Origin of the sequence: Bartonella queenslandensis (assembly GCF_018155095.1) — a bacterium.
Taxonomy (GTDB): Bacteria; Pseudomonadota; Alphaproteobacteria; order Rhizobiales; family Rhizobiaceae; genus Bartonella; species Bartonella queenslandensis_B.
The window spans coordinates 105215-125850 of record NZ_NAAI01000001.1 but is presented as its reverse complement, the minus strand read 5'-3'; the positions used below and the strand labels follow the sequence as shown (position 1 = coordinate 125850).

Below are 20636 nucleotides of genomic sequence, written 5' to 3'. Positions count from 1 at the left end.
ATACCCATCGTGTGGCACAAAGAAGGAGAAAATTGATGGCTACAAGCGCTAACAGGCTTGAGATTCTGCAAATTGCAGATGCTGTTGCACGTGAAAAGTCAATCGATCGTGAAATTGTCATTTCTGCGATGGCTGACGCTATTCAGAAAGCAGCACGTTCTCGTTATGGTCAAGAAACCAATATCCGTGCTGAAATTAATTCCAAAACAGGTGAAATTAAATTACAACGCCTGCTTAAAATCGTTGATGTTGTTGAAGACTATACAACGGAAATTGCTTTGTCCGATGCACTCAAACGTCAAGAAGAAGCAAAAATTGGTGATTTTTTTGCAGATCTTTTACCTCCTATGGATTTTGGACGTATTGCCGCACAATCCGCTAAACAGGTTATTGTACAGAAAGTACGCGACGCAGAGCGTGATCAGCAATATGAAGAATTCAAAAATAAAGTCGGTGAAATTATTTCTGGTACAGTTAAGCGTGTGGAATATGGCAATGTTATCGTTGATCTAGGACGCGGTGAAGCTATTGTGCGCCGTGATGAGTTAATTCCCCGTGAATCCTTCCGCTATGGAGACCGTATTCGTGCTTTTGTCAATGATGTACACCGTGAAACACGTGGACCACAAATTTTCCTTTCACGCACACATCCTCAATTTATGGTAAAACTTTTTACTATGGAAGTTCCAGAAATTTATGATGGTATTATAGAAATCAAATCGGTTGCCCGTGATCCTGGTTCACGAGCCAAAATCGCCGTTGTTTCACGTGATGGTTCTATTGATCCGGTTGGAGCATGTGTTGGAATGCGAGGAAGCCGTGTACAAGCTGTTGTTGCAGAGTTACAAGGCGAAAAAATTGATATTATTCCTTGGTCACCTGATGCAGCAACATTTGTCGTTAATGCACTGCAACCTGCTGAAGTTTCTAAAATCATCCTTGATGAAGATGCTGAACGCATTGAAGTTATTGTGCCCGATGACCAACTCAGCCTTGCTATTGGACGACGTGGACAAAATGTTCGCTTAGCTTCGCAGCTAACAGGATGGAATATTGATATTTTAACGGAAAAGGAAGAATCTGAAAATCGTCAAAAAGAATTTACTGAACGCAGTAAATTGTTTATGGAAGCCTTAGAGGTTGACGAAATGATCGGACAGGTTATGGCATCAGAGGGTTTTTCTTCTATTGAAGAAATCGCCTATATTGATCTTGAAGAAATCGCTTCTATTGATGGTTTTGACCATGATACCGCTTCTGAAATCCAAAGTCGGGCCCGCGAATATCTCGATCATCAAGAAAAAGAACTTGATGAAAAACGCAAAAAGCTTGGAGTTTCTGACGAATTGCGAACACTTCCTGGAATGACAAGTGCTATGCTGGTTGCTGTGGGTGAGGATGGTGTAAAAACAATAGAAGACTTTGCTGGCTATGCCGTTGATGATTTAGCTGGTTGGAGAGAACGTAAAGAAGGTCAAACAAAAAGTTTTTCTGGTATTTTAACCCCTTTTGACATTACACGCGCGGATGCAGAAGCTATGATTTTAGCCGCACGTGTACAAGCAGGTTGGATAGACCAAGCTGATCTTGTTACAGAAAATCCTGTAGAAGATGAAAATTCTGCAGAAAATGAAAAAACAGATGATTTGGATGTGGATACACTTTAAATGAACGAACGGACTTGCATTGTGACTCGACAAAATGCTTCAGCACAAACGCTGATCCGTTTTGTTATTGGTCCCAATAACCAAATTGTTCCTGATCTTAAAGCGAATTTACCAGGGCGTGGCGTTTGGATTTCTGCCCATCACACTGTTATTGAGAAAGCGATCAAACAGAAAGCTTTTCATAAAAATTTTAAAACAGATGTTGAGGTTGCACCAAATCTTGTGCATATTGTTGATACACTTTTACTCAAAGCTGCTCTTTCAAGCCTTTCCATGGCAAGAAAAGCGGGAGCTGTTGTCATGGGAGCAACAAAAGTTGATGCTGCTATCCGCTCTGGTCAAGTTATTCTTGTACTTCATGCTAAAGAAACAACAGAAGATGGAAAACGAAAAATTGCACAGGCCATCCATACAATACAACAACAAACAAATCGGACGATAAAAACCATATCTTTATTTACAAGTGATGAAATGCGCGTGGCTTTTGGTTCTAATCCTGTCATGCACGCAGCCTTATTGGACACAAAGGCTGCTGAAGTATTTCTCAAAACAACATATAAATTGATCAGCTATCGTGATGACAAGCATAGTAAGCACGGTGAGATGACGGCACAAGCCGTGAAGGAAGTACAATGAGTGAAAATAACAACGACAAAACAACAGGCAAGAAGACACTAACTCTCAAGCGGTCTGTCTTGGAAACGAGTACGGTCAAGCAAAATTTTAGCCATGGTCGCACAAAAGCTGTCGTTGTCGAAACTAAACGACGTAAAATTACGCGTCCTGATGAAAAAACTGAAACCCTGCAGCCTATTACAAAGCCGCATGTGGCACCCCAGCGCTCTAAACCGCGTTTTGAAGAAAAAAAACCTCAAGAATCTGTGGCCAAAAGTAATCTTTCATCGGCTGAAATGGAAGCAAGACTTCGTGCGTTAGAAGAAGCACATATCCAAGAAAAAATAATGCGAGAACAAGCTGAAAAAGAAGCAAAGCGCGCTAAAGAGCGTGAAGAAATTTTAAAGCAAGAAATTAAAGAAAAAGAAATACTTCAAAAACAAGAAGAAGAAAAATCACCAATACAGATTTCACCTGTTCTCTCTGAGCCTCCCCTCATCGAAAAGACAGATATTCCTATTGTGCCTAAAAACACAACCGTGATTGAAAAACGCAAAATAGATGAAAATCAAGAGGAAGAACGGCATAGCAGACGTGCTAATCCTGCTAAATCAGAAATACGTGCACCCAAAATTGTCAAAGGAGCTGATGAGCGACGCCGTGGAAAACTGACTCTTAACAGCGCACTGGACGAAGAAGGGAGTGCACGCGGACGATCAATGGCTGCAATGCGGCGCAGACAGGAAAAGTTTAAGCGTGCACAAAATCAAGAACCAAGAGAAAAAATTTCTCGCGAAGTTGTTCTTCCTGAAACGATTACCATTCAAGAGCTCGCACAACGTATGACTGAGCGTTCTGTTGATGTCATTAAATTTTTGATGAAACAAGGACAAATGATGAAACCTGGCGATGTTATTGATGCAGACGTTGCTGAACTCATCGCTGTTGAATTTGGTCATACTGTTAAACGGGTTTTAGAATCTGATGTAGAGGAAGGTATCTTTAATATAACAGATAATCCTCAAAATATGCAGCCGCGCCCCCCTGTTGTGACCATTATGGGGCATGTTGACCACGGAAAAACTTCTCTTCTTGATGCTATTCGCAAAGCAAATGTTGTTTCTGGTGAAGCAGGTGGTATTACGCAGCATATTGGAGCCTATCAAGTAGAACAAAACGGACAAAAAATTACCTTTATTGATACACCAGGTCATGCTGCATTTACCGCTATGCGTGCTCGTGGAGCTCGTGTTACCGATATTGCCGTTCTTGTTGTCGCTGCTGATGATAGCGTCATGCCGCAGACGATTGAGTCAATCAATCATGCCAAAGCTGCTGGTGTCCCTATCATTGTGGCTATTAACAAAATTGATAAACCCGCTGCGAATGCACAAAAAGTACGTACAGAACTTTTACAACATGAAGTGTTTGTTGAAACGATGGGCGGTGAAACTTTGGATGTTGAAGTTTCTGCTAAAACCGGTCAAAACCTTGATAAACTTCTCGAAGCTATCCTTCTTCAAGCTGAAATGCTTGATCTGAAAGCAGATCCCCAGCGAACTGCAGAGGGCGTTGTCATTGAAGCCAAATTGGATCGCGGACGTGGATCTGTTGCAACCGTTCTTGTTCAAAAAGGTACATTACATCCTTCTGATATTATTGTTGCAGGAAATGAGTGGGGTCGTGTGCGTGCTTTAATTGACGACCATGGTCGCCATGTCAAAGAAGCCGTTCCCTCTACACCGATTGAAATTTTGGGCATGCAAGGAACACCACAAGCTGGAGACCGTTTTGCGGTTGTCACCCATGAAGCAAAAGCGCGTGAAATTTCTGAATATCGTCAACGATTAGCACGTGATAAAGCTGTTGCTCGACAAACGGGATCACGCGGTTCTCTTGAACAGATGATGACAAAGTTGCAAACAACAGGTATTAAAGAGTTTTCTCTTATTATCAAAGGGGATGTGCAAGGATCAATTGAAGCAATCGCTTCGGCATTGGAAAAACTAGGAAATGATGAAGTTCGTGCACGTGTTGTACATTCTGGTGCTGGAGGAATTACCGAAAGTGATATTTCTCTTGCCGAAGCTTCTAACTCAGCTGTCATTGGTTTTAATGTTCGAGCCAATAAACAGGCGCGTGATTTTGCTAAAACACAAGGAATTGAAATTCGTTATTACAACATCATTTATGATCTTGTTGATGACATAAAAGCGGCCATGTCTGGATTACTCTCACCAGAACAGCGTGAAACTTTCCTTGGCAATGCTGAAATTCTAGAAGTCTTTAATATTACAAAAATCGGAAAAGTTGCTGGGTGTCGTGTTACAGAAGGTAAAATAGAACGAGGAGCTGGTGTTCGCCTTATCCGCGACAATATCGTTATCCACGAAGGAAAACTGAAAACGCTCAAACGCTTTAAGGATGAAGTTAATGAAGTGCAAAGTGGTCAAGAATGTGGAATAGCCTTTGAAAACTATGAAGATATGCGTGCAGGAGACATTATTGAGACCTTCCGTATCGAACATATTAATCGCACATTATAAAATAATCCCATAACTTACTCTTTTTTGAAATGAGGAAAGTTATTGGAATTCTATACGCAATATCTCTTTTTTCCTTATCCGGATGGTCAAAAAAAAAAGAGGTCTTGGAGCAAGGATAAAATTTTGATGAAAAATGCAGGGCCATCACAGCGACAACTTAGAGTAGCAGAGCAAGTCCGTCACGCAGTCGCGCATATACTGCAACGTGGTATTTTGCTTGATGATGTCTTGAAAGATATTGTCATTTCTGTCTCTGAAGTACGCATGTCAGCAGATTTAAAAATTGCTACTTGCTTTGTATCACCTCTCAGTACTCTTAAAAATACTTCCCATACCGATGTCATTCATACTCTCAATAAACATAGTCGTTTTCTCCGTGGAGAAATCAGTCATGCGTTGCGACAAATGAAATATATGCCCGAATTACGTTTCCGACTTGATAATAGTTTTGATAATTTTTCAAAAATTGATGCTCTCCTTCGTTCCCCTGAGGTTGCACGCGATCTTCACCATAGTGATCAAGATGAGGATTAAAGATATGGCACGGCAACGAAAAAAAAAGGGACGTCCTGTTTCTGGCTGGGTCATATTTGATAAACCAAAAGGCATGAAATCAACAGAAGCTGTCTCAAAAATCAAATGGCTCTTTCATGCACAAAAAGCAGGGCATGCGGGTACGCTTGACCCTCTTGCTTCTGGTCTCCTCCCCATTGCATTGGGTGAAGCAACCAAAACTGTTCCTTATGTAATGCAAGGCAAAAAAACTTATCGTTTTCATATCGCTTGGGGGCAAGAGCGCTCAACAGATGATCTAGAGGGAGAAATAACAAAAACATCTCTCAAACGTCCAACACAAGAAGAAATACTTGCTCTTCTTCCTCAATATACAGGTATTATTTTGCAAACACCTCCACAATTTTCAGCAATTAAAATTGCTGGAAATCGCGCCTATGATCTAGCGCGTGAAGGGGAAATCATTGAAATTCCGCCCCGTGAAGTGGAAATAGAAACTTTCAAGCTAATAGAAACTCCTACTAAAGAGCACTCAGCCTTCGAAATAACCTGTGGAAAAGGAACTTATGTGCGCTCTTTAGCACGCGATATGGGACGTGATTTGGGGTGCTATGGGCATATTGCTGACTTAAGACGTATTGCCGTCGCACCTTTTGATGAAGAGGATCTCGTTACATGGGATGAACTAAAAGCAGCAATATTGCCCAATAAAAACACAACAGATGAAAATAAGAGTTCTTTTGAAAAAGACTTCTCAACACTCGATGAACTGTTAATTGAAACGGGAGCAGCACTAGATTGTCTCTCTCATTATCGGCTTACTGAACCCCAAGCGCAGAGAATTATGAGGGGGCATTCTATTCCTTTGTATGCTCAAAAAACACTTCTTGATGAAGAGGAGGTTTGTGTCTTCTATAAGGAACAACTTCTTGCTATTGGCGCTCTCGACAAAGGTCTATTTAAGCCAAAGCGGATTTTCACAATTTAAGTATTTCTTTCTTATAATCATCTCTTATTAAAAGCTATTGTTCTCTATCAAATTAAGAGAAATATGCTGCTTTGCATTCCTCTACACTCACTCTATTTAGACCAAAACTTAAAGATAGTGCTACAAGCCAACATCATCATACACTTTGCCATCCCCTAATATTAAAACCCTCGTACTTGAAAAGCTTCATAAGAGGCTCTTTATTCCTCAATCGTTTTTACCCACACGCTAGCCCGTTGGTAATGTGCAAGAAAATAAATTGGATTGATTTAACCTAAACAGATTTGAAATGAGATAATCCTATGATTATTGGGGAATCTTACATTCAACATGAAAAACAAAAATTTATTCTTATAATTAATTGTTTTGCAATCACATTTATTAAATCCAATCTTAAAAGCTCAGAAATTGATATCCTTCTAAGCCACTATTTTAGTCATTACAAAATACATATATACAATCTATTTTTGCTAAGAGAATGATTTAGAATAGAACAACTCAAATCTTAGAGTTTAAACATAAAGATGATATTCTCCAACTATCTGTCTCATAAAAATCGATCGTTTCCCCCTACAAATGGTATAATTATGCTTACAATCGACCATTATTCTAATTGTCATAAATATTATGCAAAGAACTCGTAAACACATCTGTAAAGAATAAAAAATTTCAAAGCTCGATATCTTATTGTTGTTTTTTGTATCAAATGAAAAACCGATACATCTCTTCAATCTATTGTTGGTATATTTTTTGTTTCATGACTTTTTTTACCTGATAAAATTGTACTTCTGCTCTTTCTTTTAAATCAATATGCAATCCTGATACTGCTATATATTCGAAACAAAGATTAAAAGATTTTAGTATTTTGTAAACAGTTCCAACTTTCTATGTCGGATATGATTAGGCATATATCTATTTGAGTAATATTTAAAAAGGTAAAACAGTTTCATTTGAGAAAAATATGAAACCATAAAGAAAGAAAACTATTTTTATCCCTTTAATTTGGCTTTACCTTTTAAATAATGGATATTATGCATTATCTATATCATTCCTTTATTTCTCTTTGTCTGTAAATATAGTTATCTTTCACTCAAAGTAGAACGCCCAAAACAGAAAATTGTTGTACGACTTATTCACATGCTTTTTTAAGAAACATTTCTCAATACACTCGAGCCTATTTCACGACAGCGTTTGTAAAGTGCATAAAATCCATTGCACATCACCCCATCTTTTATGCACAATAAAAGTACAAGCTGGTATCATAATCCTATTTTTCAATTTAAAATGTCGCAATAAACCTTGGCAACGAACATCGTTCATCAAAAATCCTTTTTTTCTATCGTCTTTCTCATACTTACTTTACTTGCAACGTACAAAAAATAATTTAGATTGATTCAATATAAATAAGATCAATCGATTTAAAATGAGAGAATCTTAAGGATTTTTAAGGCTATCGCTCAATATGAAAATGACAAAAATAATATTATAAATCAATAAATTAAATCATTTATTTTTTTACTTACACTAATCAATTGATCAAAAGAATAGACTATATTTAATATCTTACAAAAAACTGTTCTAACCTTAAGGAAGATGATCAGAAGGGACTTTTAAAAGCATCTCATTAGCTTGAGGAATTGTCTGTCGTTCAATCATGCGGTGCACCCTTATACCGTTAGGAGAACAATTTAAATGACGTAAACACTTATTCACTTCAGCATCCGCTTTTATACGACGATGATTATGGCGTAAATAATCGACCCATGTTGGCATATGATAAGCCTCTGTCCAATATTCAGGTTTTTCAAGATCTCGTAAAAGGACCCATTGACGCGCTCCATCACGTAAACGAATATGGCGTCGACGCGTCATCACTTTGAGAAACTCTTCCAGATCATTTTCATGAATTTGATAATCGATCATTATCATGATCGGGCCACTTCTTGCTTTTAAGTCGAGTAAGAGTTCTGGCTCTCTAAAATGATCAAGAGGATTTAAATCTATTTGAGGAATCTCTTGAATTCTAACCTTTACCCCAGCAAGAGCCCCAACGATCAAGAATAGAGAACAAATACTTAAAGCAATTGTTGGAGAATAACCATCAGCTAAAATTCCCCAGATCGCACTCCCAATAGCCATCCCTCCATAAGATGCCGTTTGATAAAGAGCTAAAGAACGTGCAACAACCCAGCGTGGTGTCGAGAGTTGTACAGATGTATTAAACAATGATAATGCCAAAACCCAACATAAACCTGCAGGAAATAAAGCAATATGGCTTATAATCAATGAACGGCTTATTCCCAATAAAAAGCAAGAAAAGGCGAAACCAATAAATGCACTTGCAATAATTGTTTCTGAACGAAAATGATGCCGTATAAATGCATTAATAATCCCTGCTGTCATGGCTCCTAACCCAAAACAACCCAGCAACGTCCCATAAAGCAGGGCATTTCCTCCAAGAACTTTATGCGCAACAATTGGCAAAAGGGCTAAAATCGAAATTGCTCCTATACCAAAAAGGAACGCTCGAACCATAATGTTCAAGAGATTAGGAGACATCGCAACATAACGCAGACCATCTGAGACAGCCCCTAACAGTCTTTCTCTTGGCAATGGGTTTTTTTTATAATTCGATTTCCATAAAAATAATGCACCAATAAGAGGGATATAACTGATAGCATTAAACAAAAAAGCAGCAGATGCCCCCAAAGTTGCAATGACTCCCCCTCCAATAGCAGGACCAACACTTCGCATCAAATTAAAGCCAACACTATTCAAACTAACAGCAGCAGGAATATCTTCCCTGCTCACAATATCTCCTATCGTTGCTTGCCAAGAAGGATTATAAAAGGCTGTGCCACATCCAATCAAAAACGTAAAACATAACAAAAGCCAAGGTGTTAAAAATCCCATATAGGCTAAAATAGATAAAATCATGGATATGACCATCATCATAATCTGTGCACACAACATAATTTGACGCCGATTAAAATTATCCGCTAATGCCCCTGCCATCAAAGAAAACATAACAAGTGGTAATGTTGTCGCACTTTGAACAAGCCCAACCATGGAATGCGAAGAACTAATCAACGCCATTAACCACCCTGCTCCAACAGCCTGTATCAGCCCCCCTAAATTAGAAATAAGAGTAGATGACCACAAATTTCGAAATACCGAATTACGAAAAAGTTTTAATGTTGAAATGCTTTGCATCTTTTCCCTCCAAATCGGTATTTATCACTTTTGTTACCACATACACTTTCTCATAATCTTTGTCTCAAAAGGATGCATAAACCTTTAAGAAAATTCTCATAAAACCCTATTTAAATCAATGTTTCAAAACAAAAGCCTTTATTGAAAGAAAGACTTCAAAATATTTATCAGGACTAGTATTTTAACCTTCTTTCCTATATAAGAGCAGAAATAAGTAAGAGTCTTTGGCCCTTCTTATTTCCTCGCTGACCCTAGCTGAACGACATCTCGGCTATGGGTGACTTTTGGTTTCTTCGTTTTTTGAAAGGATAATACGATGTCGATTACAGCTGAACGTAAACAAGCTCTTGTCGCAGAATATGCAAATAAAGTTGGTGATACAGGATCACCAGAAGTACAAATTGCTGTACTTTCTGAACGTATTTCTAATTTAACAAACCATTTTAAATCTCACAAAAAGGATAATCATTCTCGTCGTGGTCTTTTAAAGATGGTGTCTCAACGCCGGCGCCTTCTTGATTATCTTAAAGGAGTTGACCAAAACCGTTATCAAACACTTATCAAGAAGTTAGGTTTGCGTCGCTAAAAAAAATGGGGTGGTGTAAAAAAACCACCCATTCTTTCAACATGTTGCTTTTAGTTAAATTTTAAAAACTGACAAGTTATTTTATGGGATAGGACTGCTCATCATTTCGCATTTAAGGTGTTTATCTCTCTCTTCTCTTAGCAAAGATGGAAGTAACTTGTTGTCTACCCCAGAGCTTGAAAATATGCTACGCAAAGCCAGAATGTGAGCAATCAAATGTTTAAAAACACTGGTCATTAAGGATAAAAAATGTTCAAAACGCACAAGATAGAAATTGAATGGGCCGGGCGTCCGCTCACCCTTGAAACAGGGAAAATAGCGCGTCAAGCTGATGGTGCAGTGATTGCTACCTATGGAGAAACGATTGTCTTAGCAACCGTTGTATCGGCCAAAAGCCCAAAACCAGACCAGGACTTTTTTCCACTCACCGTTAATTATCAAGAAAAATCCTATGCCGTTGGTCGAATACCTGGGGGCTATTTAAAACGTGAAAGTCGGCCAAGCGAACATGAAACTTTGGTTTCACGTTTGATTGATCGTCCAATTCGTCCTCTCTTCGTTGAGGGGTATAAAAATGATACACAAGTCATTGTTTCCGTTATACAGCATGATCTCGAAAATAATCCCGATATTCTTGCGATGATTGCTGCCTCTGCCGCATTGACCCTATCAGGTGTTCCTTTCATGGGGCCTATAGCGGGTGCCCGCGTTGGCTATTGTAATGGACAATACGTTCTCAATCCTCATATTGATGAAATGCCTGAATCAAAACTTGATCTTGTGGTTGCTGGAACAGAAAGTGCTGTATTGATGGTTGAATCAGAAGCACAAGAATTGCCGGAAGATATCATGTTGGGTGCCGTGATGTTTGGTCATAAAGGTCTTCAACCTGTTCTTGAAGCTATCATCAAACTGGCTGAGGTTGCTGCAAAAGATCCTCGTGATTTTGTTCCTGAAGATCTTTCTGACCTTGAAAAAGCAATGCAGGAAATGGCAGAACAGGATATAAGAAAGGCTTACACAATTACCGATAAGCAAGAACGTTATGCCGCACTTGATGCACTCAAAACAGAGATTATCAGTAAATTTACACCAGAAATAGAAGAAGACTGTAAATTCAGTACAGACCAAATTGCAACTGTATTTAAACAATTGCAAGCAAAAATTGTTCGTGGAAACATTCTTGATACCCACAAGCGTATTGATGGGCGCAATCTTTCTACTGTACGCCCTATCCAATCAGAAGTAAGTATTTTACCCCGCACACATGGATCAGCACTCTTTACCCGCGGAGAAACACAAGCGATTGTCGTTGCAACATTGGGAACTGGTGAAGATGAACAATATATTGATGCTTTAACGGGAATGTATAAGGAAACATTCCTCCTTCATTACAATTTTCCACCGTTTTCAGTAGGTGAAACAGGACGTCTTGGTTCTCCTGGTCGTCGTGAAATTGGACATGGAAAATTAGCATGGCGAGCAATTCACCCCATGTTGCCAACGAAAGAATCTTTTCCTTATACCATTCGCGCTGTCTCAGAAATTACTGAATCCAATGGATCTTCTTCTATGGCAACCGTTTGTGGAACTTCGCTTGCTCTCATGGATGCTGGTGTTCCTTTGGCACGCCCTGTTGCGGGTATTGCCATGGGCTTGATTAAAGAAGGAGAGCGCTTTGCTGTTTTGTCTGATATCTTAGGAGATGAAGATCATCTTGGCGATATGGATTTTAAAGTTGCTGGAACAGAAAATGGTATTACTGCTTTGCAAATGGATATTAAAATTGACGGTATTACCGAAGAAATTATGAAAATCGCACTTGAACAAGCCAAAGGTGGCCGAATCCATATCCTTAACGAAATGGCAAAAGCTTTAACCAGTGCACGAGCTGAATTGAGTGAATTTTCTCCACGAATCGAAGTGATGAATATTGCTGTTGATAAAATCCGTGATGTTATCGGCTCTGGTGGTAAAGTTATTCGAGAAATTGTGGAACAAACCGGAGCAAAAATTAATATTGAAGATGATGGTACCATTAAAATTGCTTCTTCTGATGCTAAAACCATTGAAGCAGCAAAACGCTGGATCCATTCTATCGTCGATGAACCTGAAGTTGGTGCTATCTATCAAGGAACGGTTGTAAAAACTGCAGACTTTGGTGCATTTATAAACTTCTTTGGTTCTCGTGATGGGCTCGTGCATATCTCTCAACTGGCATCAGAACGCGTCACCAAAACAACTGATATTGTTAAAGAAGGTGATAAAGTTTGGGTTAAACTCATGGGCTTTGATGAGCGCGGAAAAGTTCGGTTATCAATGAAGGTTGTTGATCAAGAAACCGGAAAGGAAGTTACCGATGATAAATCGGTGAAAGAAGAAAAGTGTATGGATGAAAAAAAGCAACCTGAAAATAAGCGCCGCCGGAAGAAAAAAGAAGAGTAATCTTTTCTTCTTATCGTAATCATGAAATGCCATCCCAATATTGGAGTGGCATTTTTCTTTGAAAGAACCACATGTGTTATCATTTTTACCTTTTGAAAATCATGCACTTCCTTATCCAGATCCAAACCAATGCTGGCTAAGTTTTGGTTTGACGGAAGTCCCTGCTCCAGAATGGGCACAAAATTTAAAAGTTGTCACGCCTTGGCGACCAGATTTTTTAAAATTTGTCGATACTCAATTTCACTGCTCTCCTCAAATAGATAAAACTTTCATTTATGATGGAGCATTTTTACGTTTAAGCAAATATCGTGGTTTTAACCAAAATTGTTTTCTTGATTTATTAGAATGCGTTAAACCCAGTGGATGGATTGTGATCAGTGGGAATAAAACGGCTGGTGCTGCTTCAATGATGAAATGGGTCAAAACAATTGTTCCCATAACCAATAAACTCTCTAAAAATCATGGTCTTGTATTTTGGCTTCAAGTTCCTCAAGAAATAGAGAGACAAAATATTGCACACTTGCGCTCACAACCGCTTTCTTTTGATAAATTTCAAACCACTTCCGGTATGTTCTCACACGGTCGTATTGATCCAGGATCCTCAGTTCTTGCTTCTTATATGCTCAAAATTATTTCTGGAAAAACGGCTGATTTTGGAGCTGGCTGGGGCTATCTTTCTCACGTTGCCCTTGAAAGCAATGTAAAACTTACAACTCTTGATCTTTATGAAGCAGACTACAACGCTTTGAAAGCAGCAAAACAGCACCTTAACCCCATAACAGCTCCTTTTCCAATTCATTTTTATTGGCATGACCTTGTGCATGAGCCTATCACAAATCTGTATGACACAATCATTTCTAATCCACCATTTCACACACAACAAACGACAGATATCTCCTTAGGAAAACATTTTATTATAAATGCTGCAAAATGCCTAAAGCCCAGTGGCAGTCTGCTTCTTGTTGCCAACCGCCATCTACCTTATGAAACATTGTTAAAAGATATTTTCCGCACAGTGTTGATACATACCCAAGATCATGGCTTCAAAATTATCGAAGCACGAAAATAAACAAAACAGGCAATAGCTCTAAAGAATAAAACGGGAAAGATCGATATCAGCAGCAAGCTCGCCAATAGATTTTCTCACGTAAGCAGCATCAATTTTAAACGATGTTCCAGCTTTATCGGGTGCCGTAAAAGAAATCTCATCCAAAACGCGCTCCATAACGGTTTGCAAACGACGTGCCCCTATGTTTTCAATCCTTGCATTTAAATCTACAGCAATATCTGCTAAAGCATCAATCGCATCATCGGTAATTTCCAAATGAACCTCTTCCGTTGCCATAAGAGCAACATATTGTTTAATCAAACTTGCTTCTGGTTCTGTTAGAATGCGCCGTAAATCTTCCCTTGTTAAAGGGTTAAGCTCCACACGGATAGGCAAACGTCCTTGAAGTTCGGGTAATAAATCAGATGGCTTGGAAACATGAAATGCACCAGAGGCTATAAAAAGAATATGATCTGTTTTGATTTGCCCGTATTTTGTAGAAATTGTTGTTCCTTCCACCAAAGGTAAAAGATCACGTTGGACTCCCTCACGCGAAACCGCAGCACTGGCTCCACCATCCCTCGTTGCAATTTTATCAATCTCGTCGATAAAAACAATACCGTCATTTTCAGCAACACGAAGCGCTTCTTGAATAATTTGTTCCTGATCAAGGAGTTTTTCAGACTCATCATCAATGAGTGGTTTAAAAGCATCCCTTACTGTCGTTTTACGGACTTTTGTACGACTGCCCATTTTGCCCAAAATATCGGATAAATTCATAATCCCCATTTGCGCCCCAGGCATACCAGGAATATCAAAGGTTGAAGCACTATTGCTATTATTATCGGCTACTTCAATTTCAATCTCTTTCTCATCCAGTTCACCTTTACGCAATTTTTTACGGAAACTATCACGGGTAGCGGGACTTGCTGTTTTACCAACAAGAGCGTCTAAAACGCGCTCTTCAGCATGCATGTGCGCCTTTTCTTTTATTTCATCCCGTCTCTTTTCACGTACAAGAGAAATGGCAATTTCAACAAGGTCTCGAATAATTTGCTCAACGTCACGCCCTACATAACCAACTTCAGTAAATTTAGTCGCTTCTACTTTCACGAAGGGTGCTCCAGAAAGTTTTGCTAATCGACGGGCAATCCCTGTTTTACCAACACCTGTTGGCCCTATCATTAAAATATTTTTTGGCATCACTTCTTCACGCATCGGCTCATCAAGCTGTTGTCTACGCCACCGATTACGCAGTGCAATAGCTACAGAACGTTTGGCATCATTTTGGCCAATAATAAAGCGATCAAGTTCAGAAACAGTCTCACGAGGGGAAAATACAACACACATTTAAATAGCTTTCTCTAAAGAAGATAATTCTGCATCCAATGTTTCAATCGTAAAATGATCATTGGTGTAAACACAAATTTTAGCGGCAATAGCCATAGCTTTACGGGCAATGGTTTCTGCATCCAAATCCAAGTCCATGAGTGCCCGTGCTGCTGAAAGAGCAAAATTTCCTCCAGAGCCAATGGCCATAACCCCATCTTCTGGTTCTAAGACATCACCAAGCCCTGTTAGAGCCAAAGTTACTTTCTTATCAGCCACAAGCATCATTGCTTCAAGACGACGCAAATAGCGATCTGTTCTCCAATCTTTTGCAAGTTCTACACATGCACGCATAAGCTGATCAGGATATTGCTCAAGCTTTGTTTCCAATCTTTCCAGTAATGTGAACGCATCTGCTGTAGCACCTGCAAAACCAGCAATAACCACTCCGCTTTTTCCAAGACGGCGGACTTTACGTGCATTGCCTTTCATAATCGTCTGTCCAAGAGAGACTTGACCGTCGCCAGCCATCACAACTTTGCCACCTTTTCGTACCGTAATAATCGTTGTACCATACATTATGTCTGGCTTATGTTCTGTCATAAGGAAACTCCTTAATATTAACTTTTCTTTTTAATATTATGTTTTCGTACAATGTAAAACTCAACTACTATTGTTCTATTTAAGAACATATACAGCAAAACACAATGATTCAGCACAATTCAATTTGTTGAAATTGAAAAAATGATATCATTGTTGTCAATGTAAATTACTGCTAAATAGCCTTATGTAAACAGTTTGTGCCTTTATAGAGGAAAATTATGAAAAAAATAGCTATAGGAACCTTAGGTGGAACAATTGCAATGACTGCCGATCATTTTGGCCACATGCAACCAACTTTAACCTCAGACAACCTCATAAAAAGTGTTCCTGATTTAAATAAGGTTGCTGATATTCATACACAAACATTAATGCAAATACCAAGTGGATCTTTATCTTTTAAAATTCTTTTTGAAATAATTGAGTGGGCAAAACAACAAATAAACGCTGGCGCAGAAGGGATTGTTTTAACGCAAGGGACTGATACTCTGGAAGAAACTGCTTTTTTTCTTTCTCTTTATTGGAAGGAAGCTGAACCACTCATCATAACTGGTGCTATGCGTACACCTCACGAAGCAGGCGCTGACGGACCCGCTAATATTTTAGCAGCAACGCGTGTTGCAGCAGCCCCACAAAGCCGTAATCGAGGTGTTCTCGTTGTCATTAATGATACCATTCATTCACCGTATTGGCTCTATAAAAGCCATACCGTCAAAGTGGAAACATTTCATTCAGGACTCGTAGGTATTTTAGGAACCATTCTAGAAGGAAAACTCATTTATTTCAATGATCGAAAATTTTTCCCGACAACGTTTGATCTTCCCCAAAATTACGATCATCAAATTGCACTCCTCTATTCCTCTTTATCGTCTGATGCACAATTAATGAGACTCTGCCTTGAAAGTGGATATTATGCTGGACTTGTTATCGCTGGTTTTGGTGCAGGACACTGTAGTTTTCAAGAAGCAGACCTTGTACAACAATATGCACAAAAAATACCAATCATTATTGCTAGTCGTTGTTGTAATGGCTCAACAACACGTATAACGTACGGCTATAAAGGCTCAGAAACCGATATGATTGCTTCGGGTGCTCTCATGTCTGGTTATTTATCAGCCGTAAAGGCGCGTTTACTTTTGTGGGCTTTTTTGGCACAAGGGTACTCATTGGCACAAGTCCGTGCGCACTGGAATGACTGGACGATAAGTTAGTAAAAATGGTCTATTATCTTAAAAAAGAGAGCATGAAAAACAAAATTTATTTGAACATAAAGCAGTTTACCTGTCTGTTCTTAACCAAATAGCAAAAAAATCTCGACAATTACAAATGATTGATACGACTATACAAAAAATTAATCAGGAATATAATTTAGTCAAATCCATTTCTGACCGATATTCACCCTATCGCGTCTTTACTGCACAAGAATGGTCAGAATTCCGTGCAGACACACCTCTCACTTTGACTTTTGATGAAATTAAACGCTTACGCTCTATTGATGACCCTATCGACCTTGAGGAAGTTCAACGCATTTATCTCTCCTTATCGCGCTTGTTATCATGTCATGTTGAAGCAGTACAAGAACTTTTCCACAAACGCCAACAGTTTCTCCATCAAGAAGAAACTAAGAAAACGCCCTTTATTATTGGGATTGCTGGTTCTGTAGCAGTAGGAAAATCAACCACCGCTCGCATCCTTCAAGAACTGTTGAAACGTTGGACATCTAGTCTTAAAGTTGATCTGATCACAACGGATGGTTTTCTCTATCCTAACGCAATCTTACAGCAAAAAAATCGTCTGAATCGTAAAGGATTTCCTGATTCCTATGACATTAAAAAATTGCTGTGCTTTCTTTCGGCGATAAAAGCAGGTGTTGGGAATGTCCCTGCTCCGCTTTATTCGCATATGACCTATGATGTCCTAGAAAATCAGACAATTACCATTGACCGTCCTGATATTTTGATTGTTGAAGGTATTAATGTATTACAAGTCAGTGATCTTCCTAAAGATGGAAAAGTCATTCCTTTCGTGTCAGATTTTTTTGATTTTTCAATCTATGTCGATGCTGAAACAGAAATCATTCGTCACTGGTATTTAGAGCGCTTTAAACGTTTACGTAAAACAGCTTTTCAAAATCCTGAATCCTATTTTCACCGTTATGCCCTTCTCAATGAAAAAGAAGCCTCAAGAATTGCTGAGGATATTTGGCAAACAATTAATTTAAAAAATTTACAGGAAAATATATTGCCAACACGACCACGGTCCAATCTCGTTCTACGAAAGGGAGAAAATCATTTGGTCGAGTATGTCGCACTTAGACGACTATAAGGATCTCATAACTATGCACCAGCGACCCATTATTCATTTTACCTCAAAAGGTATCGATAATAGTTGTCCTATCATCTTGGTAAACCAAAAAAATCTTGCTAATTTATCATTTGATGCCTCAACGGCAGCATGGATAAAAGTTAATGATTTTACTGGACAAGCAGGACAAATACTCCTTGTTCCTCACGAAACCGGACATTTAAAAAAAGTTTTATTTGGAATTGGTAATGGTAACGAACCCTTTATCACAGGACTGCTTGCTCAAAAACTTCCTGCTGGTCAATGGCATTTAGAAGGTGAGACCTCTGATGAAATAAATACTTATATTGGATTGGCACTGGGAAGCTATCAATTTGATCGCTATCGTCAAAATTCTTCTCTCAAATCATTATCTTTCCATGTCAATGAGACCGTTGATCTTAATGAGCTCCAACGAATTTATGAAGCTGTCTTCTTTGTCCGTGATCTCATCAATATTCCAGCCAATGATATGACCCCTGATACTCTTGAAAAAGAAGCTCGACAATTAGGAAAAATATACGGTGCTCATGTCCAAAGCATTTGTGGAGATGAGCTCTTAACCCATAACTTTCCGATGATTCATGCTGTAGGACGAGCAGGCAGCACTGCTCCACGACTGATTGAGTTACGCTGGGGCCAAGAACATCATCCCAAAATAACGTTGGTAGGCAAGGGTGTAACTTTTGATACGGGGGGCCTGGATATTAAATCAGACAATAATATGTTGCTTATGAAAAAAGACATGGGGGGTGGAGCAAACGTTTTGGGATTGGCGAAACTTATCATGGATGCAAAATTGCCTTTCCGTCTACGGGTTTTGATTCCAGCTGTAGAAAATGCAATTTCTGCGAATGCTTACCGACCAGGTGATGTTCTTAAAAGTCGTAAAGGCTTAAGTGTTGAAGTAGGCAATACAGATGCTGAAGGGCGCCTTGTCCTTGCCGATGCACTCGCCTATGGTGATGAAGAAAGCCCTCAATTCATGCTTTGTATGGCTACTTTAACGGGAGCAGCACGTATAGCATTAGGACCAGATCTTCCCGCATTTTATTGTAATGATTCAATATGGGCACAACAAATTTCTGAATCGGCTCACGCTGTTTGTGACCCTCTTTGGCAAATGCCCCTTTGGAAACCTTACCAAGAGATGTTATCATCGCCAATTGCTGACCTTAACAATGTAACTGGAAATAGCTTTGCTGGCTCTATAACGGCTGCTTTATTTCTTAATTCTTTTGTTGAAAAAGCTAAACATTTTGCGCATTTCGACCTTTATGGATGGGTGCCAAAAGAAAAACCAGGATACCCTATTGGGGGATCAGCACAAACTATTCGTGCCCTTTATAATATTTTTAAAAATAAAGTTTGACACAAAATACCCATAAAAATGGACAATTTTGCAACTCCAGAAGAATTATTTTCTTATCGCCTTAAATTATGCTCTGTGCTTTATTTAAAGATGAGGAATTTTACTTGTGCAGTCGTCATAAAAGCTATTTAAAGATAAAATGAAAGGTAAATAAATGATCTCTAAAGATCCGAGATTACACGCATTCAGAGAAGATTTAGCAGACAAACGTCTTGAAACAGAAATTACAGCGCAGCGCTTTGTGCAAGGTGAAAAAAGACGTGTTAATGTACCTGTTGCTGGACTGTTTAAAGAAAACAATAAAAAAAGCGAAATGCAGACAGAGTGCTTATTCGGGGAAGAGCTTCTTATCTTTGAACACGGAGAAACGATGTCATGGGGACAATCCCTCAAAGATAATTATGTTGGCTATATTGATACAACAGCGCTTTGTGCATCAACTATCGAACAAACACATGTTGTTTCAGTCCCACGAACTTTTCAATATTTCCAAGCTGATTTGCGTGGACCAATGGAGTATCCTTTATCTATGGGAAGTAAGGTAAGTGTTGTTGATGAAGTTGAAGTCCGTGAAACTATGTATTCTATACTTGAAAACGGGAAAGCAATCATTAGCAATCATCTTAGTCCCATTACACATGTGTATAAAGATTATGTTAGCGTTGCTGAAATGTTTATCCGCACGCCTTACCTTTGGGGTGGCGCTAGTGGCTTTGGACTTGATTGCTCAGGAATCATCCAGCTTTCTATGATAATGACCGGTCAAATGGTTTTACGTGATACTGACATGCAGCAGAAAACTATAGGAAGACCACTCTCAGACAGTGATAAACTTCAAAGAGGCGATTTGATTTTTTGGCAAGGTCATGCTGCCATTATGGTTGATCATGAAAATATTATTCACGCAAATGGCTTCTCTATGGACGTTATGATCGAACCTCTAGAGGAAGTAATTACACGTATTGCTCAAACATATCAACGATATCCCATCGCAAAACGTCGTCCAATTCAAGAAGCTTAATAGAGCTCTCCTATAAAAAAATTCATTGAATGTTTTTTATTTAGTAAATTGGTTTATAAGGATAATTATTTTATCATTTACTTGAAGTAACAATTTCTCATTTCAAATTTTTTTATATTGATTTAATTAAAATCATCCATTTGCGCGTCACAAGCAAGCGTGGTGTGTGAGTAAAACAATTAAGAAAAAACACCTCTTATGAATACTCTCGAATGCCAAAGGCTGTCGTAAAATTGGAGATGATAAAGTATAGAATGGTGCCAGCTTGCTCTTTTATTAAGCGTAAAGAGGATATGCTTAATAGATTTTATATTATTTCCATGAGGAATTTAATGTTATACCCTATAAGC

General features: G+C 38.8%; 15 protein-coding genes. 12 read left to right on the top strand and 3 right to left on the bottom strand.

The features are described 5' to 3' along the window. Nucleotides 1-35: 35 nt before the first annotated feature. The 5 genes from nusA (at nt 36) to truB (ending at nt 6329) form a co-directional block, all read left to right on the top strand. Complete coding sequence (gene nusA / locus B5V81_RS00445) at nt 36-1667, top strand: transcription termination factor NusA (protein ID WP_039760948.1); 1632 nt, start codon at nt 36-38, stop codon at nt 1665-1667. Beyond that, nucleotides 1668-2303, top strand: coding sequence for an RNA-binding protein (locus tag B5V81_RS00440; RefSeq protein WP_212111141.1), 636 nt, complete (start codon nt 1668-1670; stop codon nt 2301-2303). Then, nucleotides 2300-4828, top strand: a complete 2529-nt coding sequence (gene infB, locus B5V81_RS00435; protein ID WP_212111139.1) for a translation initiation factor IF-2 — start codon at nt 2300-2302, stop codon at nt 4826-4828. The genes B5V81_RS00440 and infB overlap by 4 nt, the downstream gene beginning before the upstream one ends. 126 nt (nt 4829-4954) lie before the next feature. After that, nucleotides 4955-5362: a 30S ribosome-binding factor RbfA gene (gene rbfA, locus B5V81_RS00430; protein WP_212111416.1), complete on the top strand. Its 408-nt coding sequence runs from the start codon at nt 4955-4957 to the stop codon at nt 5360-5362. A 4-nt stretch (nt 5363-5366) separates the two neighbouring features. Then, entirely contained in the window at nt 5367-6329 is a 963-nt protein-coding gene (gene truB, locus B5V81_RS00425; protein WP_212111137.1) for a tRNA pseudouridine(55) synthase TruB, read from the top strand. Nucleotides 6330-7913: 1584 nt separating this feature from the next. Here truB and B5V81_RS00420 read toward each other — a convergent pair. Next, nucleotides 7914-9542, bottom strand: coding sequence for an MFS transporter (locus B5V81_RS00420; protein WP_212111135.1), 1629 nt, complete (start codon nt 9540-9542; stop codon nt 7914-7916). A 316-nt stretch (nt 9543-9858) separates the two neighbouring features. On the opposite strand from B5V81_RS00420, the gene rpsO reads away from it, so the two are divergent. The 3 genes from rpsO (at nt 9859) to B5V81_RS00405 (ending at nt 13642) form a co-directional block, all read left to right on the top strand. Beyond that, the gene (gene rpsO / locus B5V81_RS00415) at nt 9859-10128 is read left to right on the top strand and encodes a 30S ribosomal protein S15 (protein WP_005774142.1); all 270 of its coding nucleotides are present in this window, start codon (nt 9859-9861) and stop codon (nt 10126-10128) included. 249 nt (nt 10129-10377) lie between these two features. Beyond that, the gene (pnp, locus tag B5V81_RS00410) at nt 10378-12573 is read left to right on the top strand and encodes a polyribonucleotide nucleotidyltransferase (protein ID WP_212111133.1); all 2196 of its coding nucleotides are present in this window, start codon (nt 10378-10380) and stop codon (nt 12571-12573) included. A gap of 73 nt (nt 12574-12646) precedes the next feature. Further along, the gene (locus B5V81_RS00405) at nt 12647-13642 is read left to right on the top strand and encodes a class I SAM-dependent methyltransferase (RefSeq protein WP_212111414.1); all 996 of its coding nucleotides are present in this window, start codon (nt 12647-12649) and stop codon (nt 13640-13642) included. An 18-nt stretch (nt 13643-13660) separates the two neighbouring features. On the opposite strand, the gene hslU is transcribed toward B5V81_RS00405, so the two are convergent. Together hslU and hslV are read right to left on the bottom strand one after the other, a co-directional pair. Continuing rightward, a complete protein-coding gene (hslU, locus tag B5V81_RS00400) occupies nt 13661-14971 on the bottom strand; it encodes an ATP-dependent protease ATPase subunit HslU (protein WP_212111132.1) in 1311 nt (436 codons plus the stop codon). Further along, nucleotides 14972-15553: an ATP-dependent protease subunit HslV gene (gene hslV / locus B5V81_RS00395; RefSeq protein WP_012230625.1), complete on the bottom strand. Its 582-nt coding sequence runs from the start codon at nt 15551-15553 to the stop codon at nt 14972-14974. A 218-nt stretch (nt 15554-15771) separates the two neighbouring features. On the opposite strand from hslV, the gene B5V81_RS00390 reads away from it, so the two are divergent. From B5V81_RS00390 to B5V81_RS00375, 4 genes are all read left to right on the top strand, one after another. After that, the gene (locus B5V81_RS00390; RefSeq protein ID WP_212111131.1) at nt 15772-16761 is read left to right on the top strand and encodes an asparaginase; all 990 of its coding nucleotides are present in this window, start codon (nt 15772-15774) and stop codon (nt 16759-16761) included. A 169-nt stretch (nt 16762-16930) separates the two neighbouring features. Continuing rightward, nucleotides 16931-17875, top strand: a complete 945-nt coding sequence (gene coaA, locus B5V81_RS00385; RefSeq protein ID WP_212111412.1) for a type I pantothenate kinase — start codon at nt 16931-16933, stop codon at nt 17873-17875. 13 nt (nt 17876-17888) lie between these two features. Beyond that, on the top strand, nt 17889-19265 hold the full coding sequence (locus B5V81_RS00380; RefSeq protein WP_212111125.1) for a leucyl aminopeptidase family protein: 1377 nt from the start codon (nt 17889-17891) through the stop codon (nt 19263-19265). Between the two features lie 154 nt (nt 19266-19419). After that, nucleotides 19420-20286, top strand: a complete 867-nt coding sequence (locus tag B5V81_RS00375) for a C40 family peptidase (protein ID WP_212111123.1) — start codon at nt 19420-19422, stop codon at nt 20284-20286. The last annotated feature ends 350 nt before the right edge of the window (nt 20287-20636 follow it).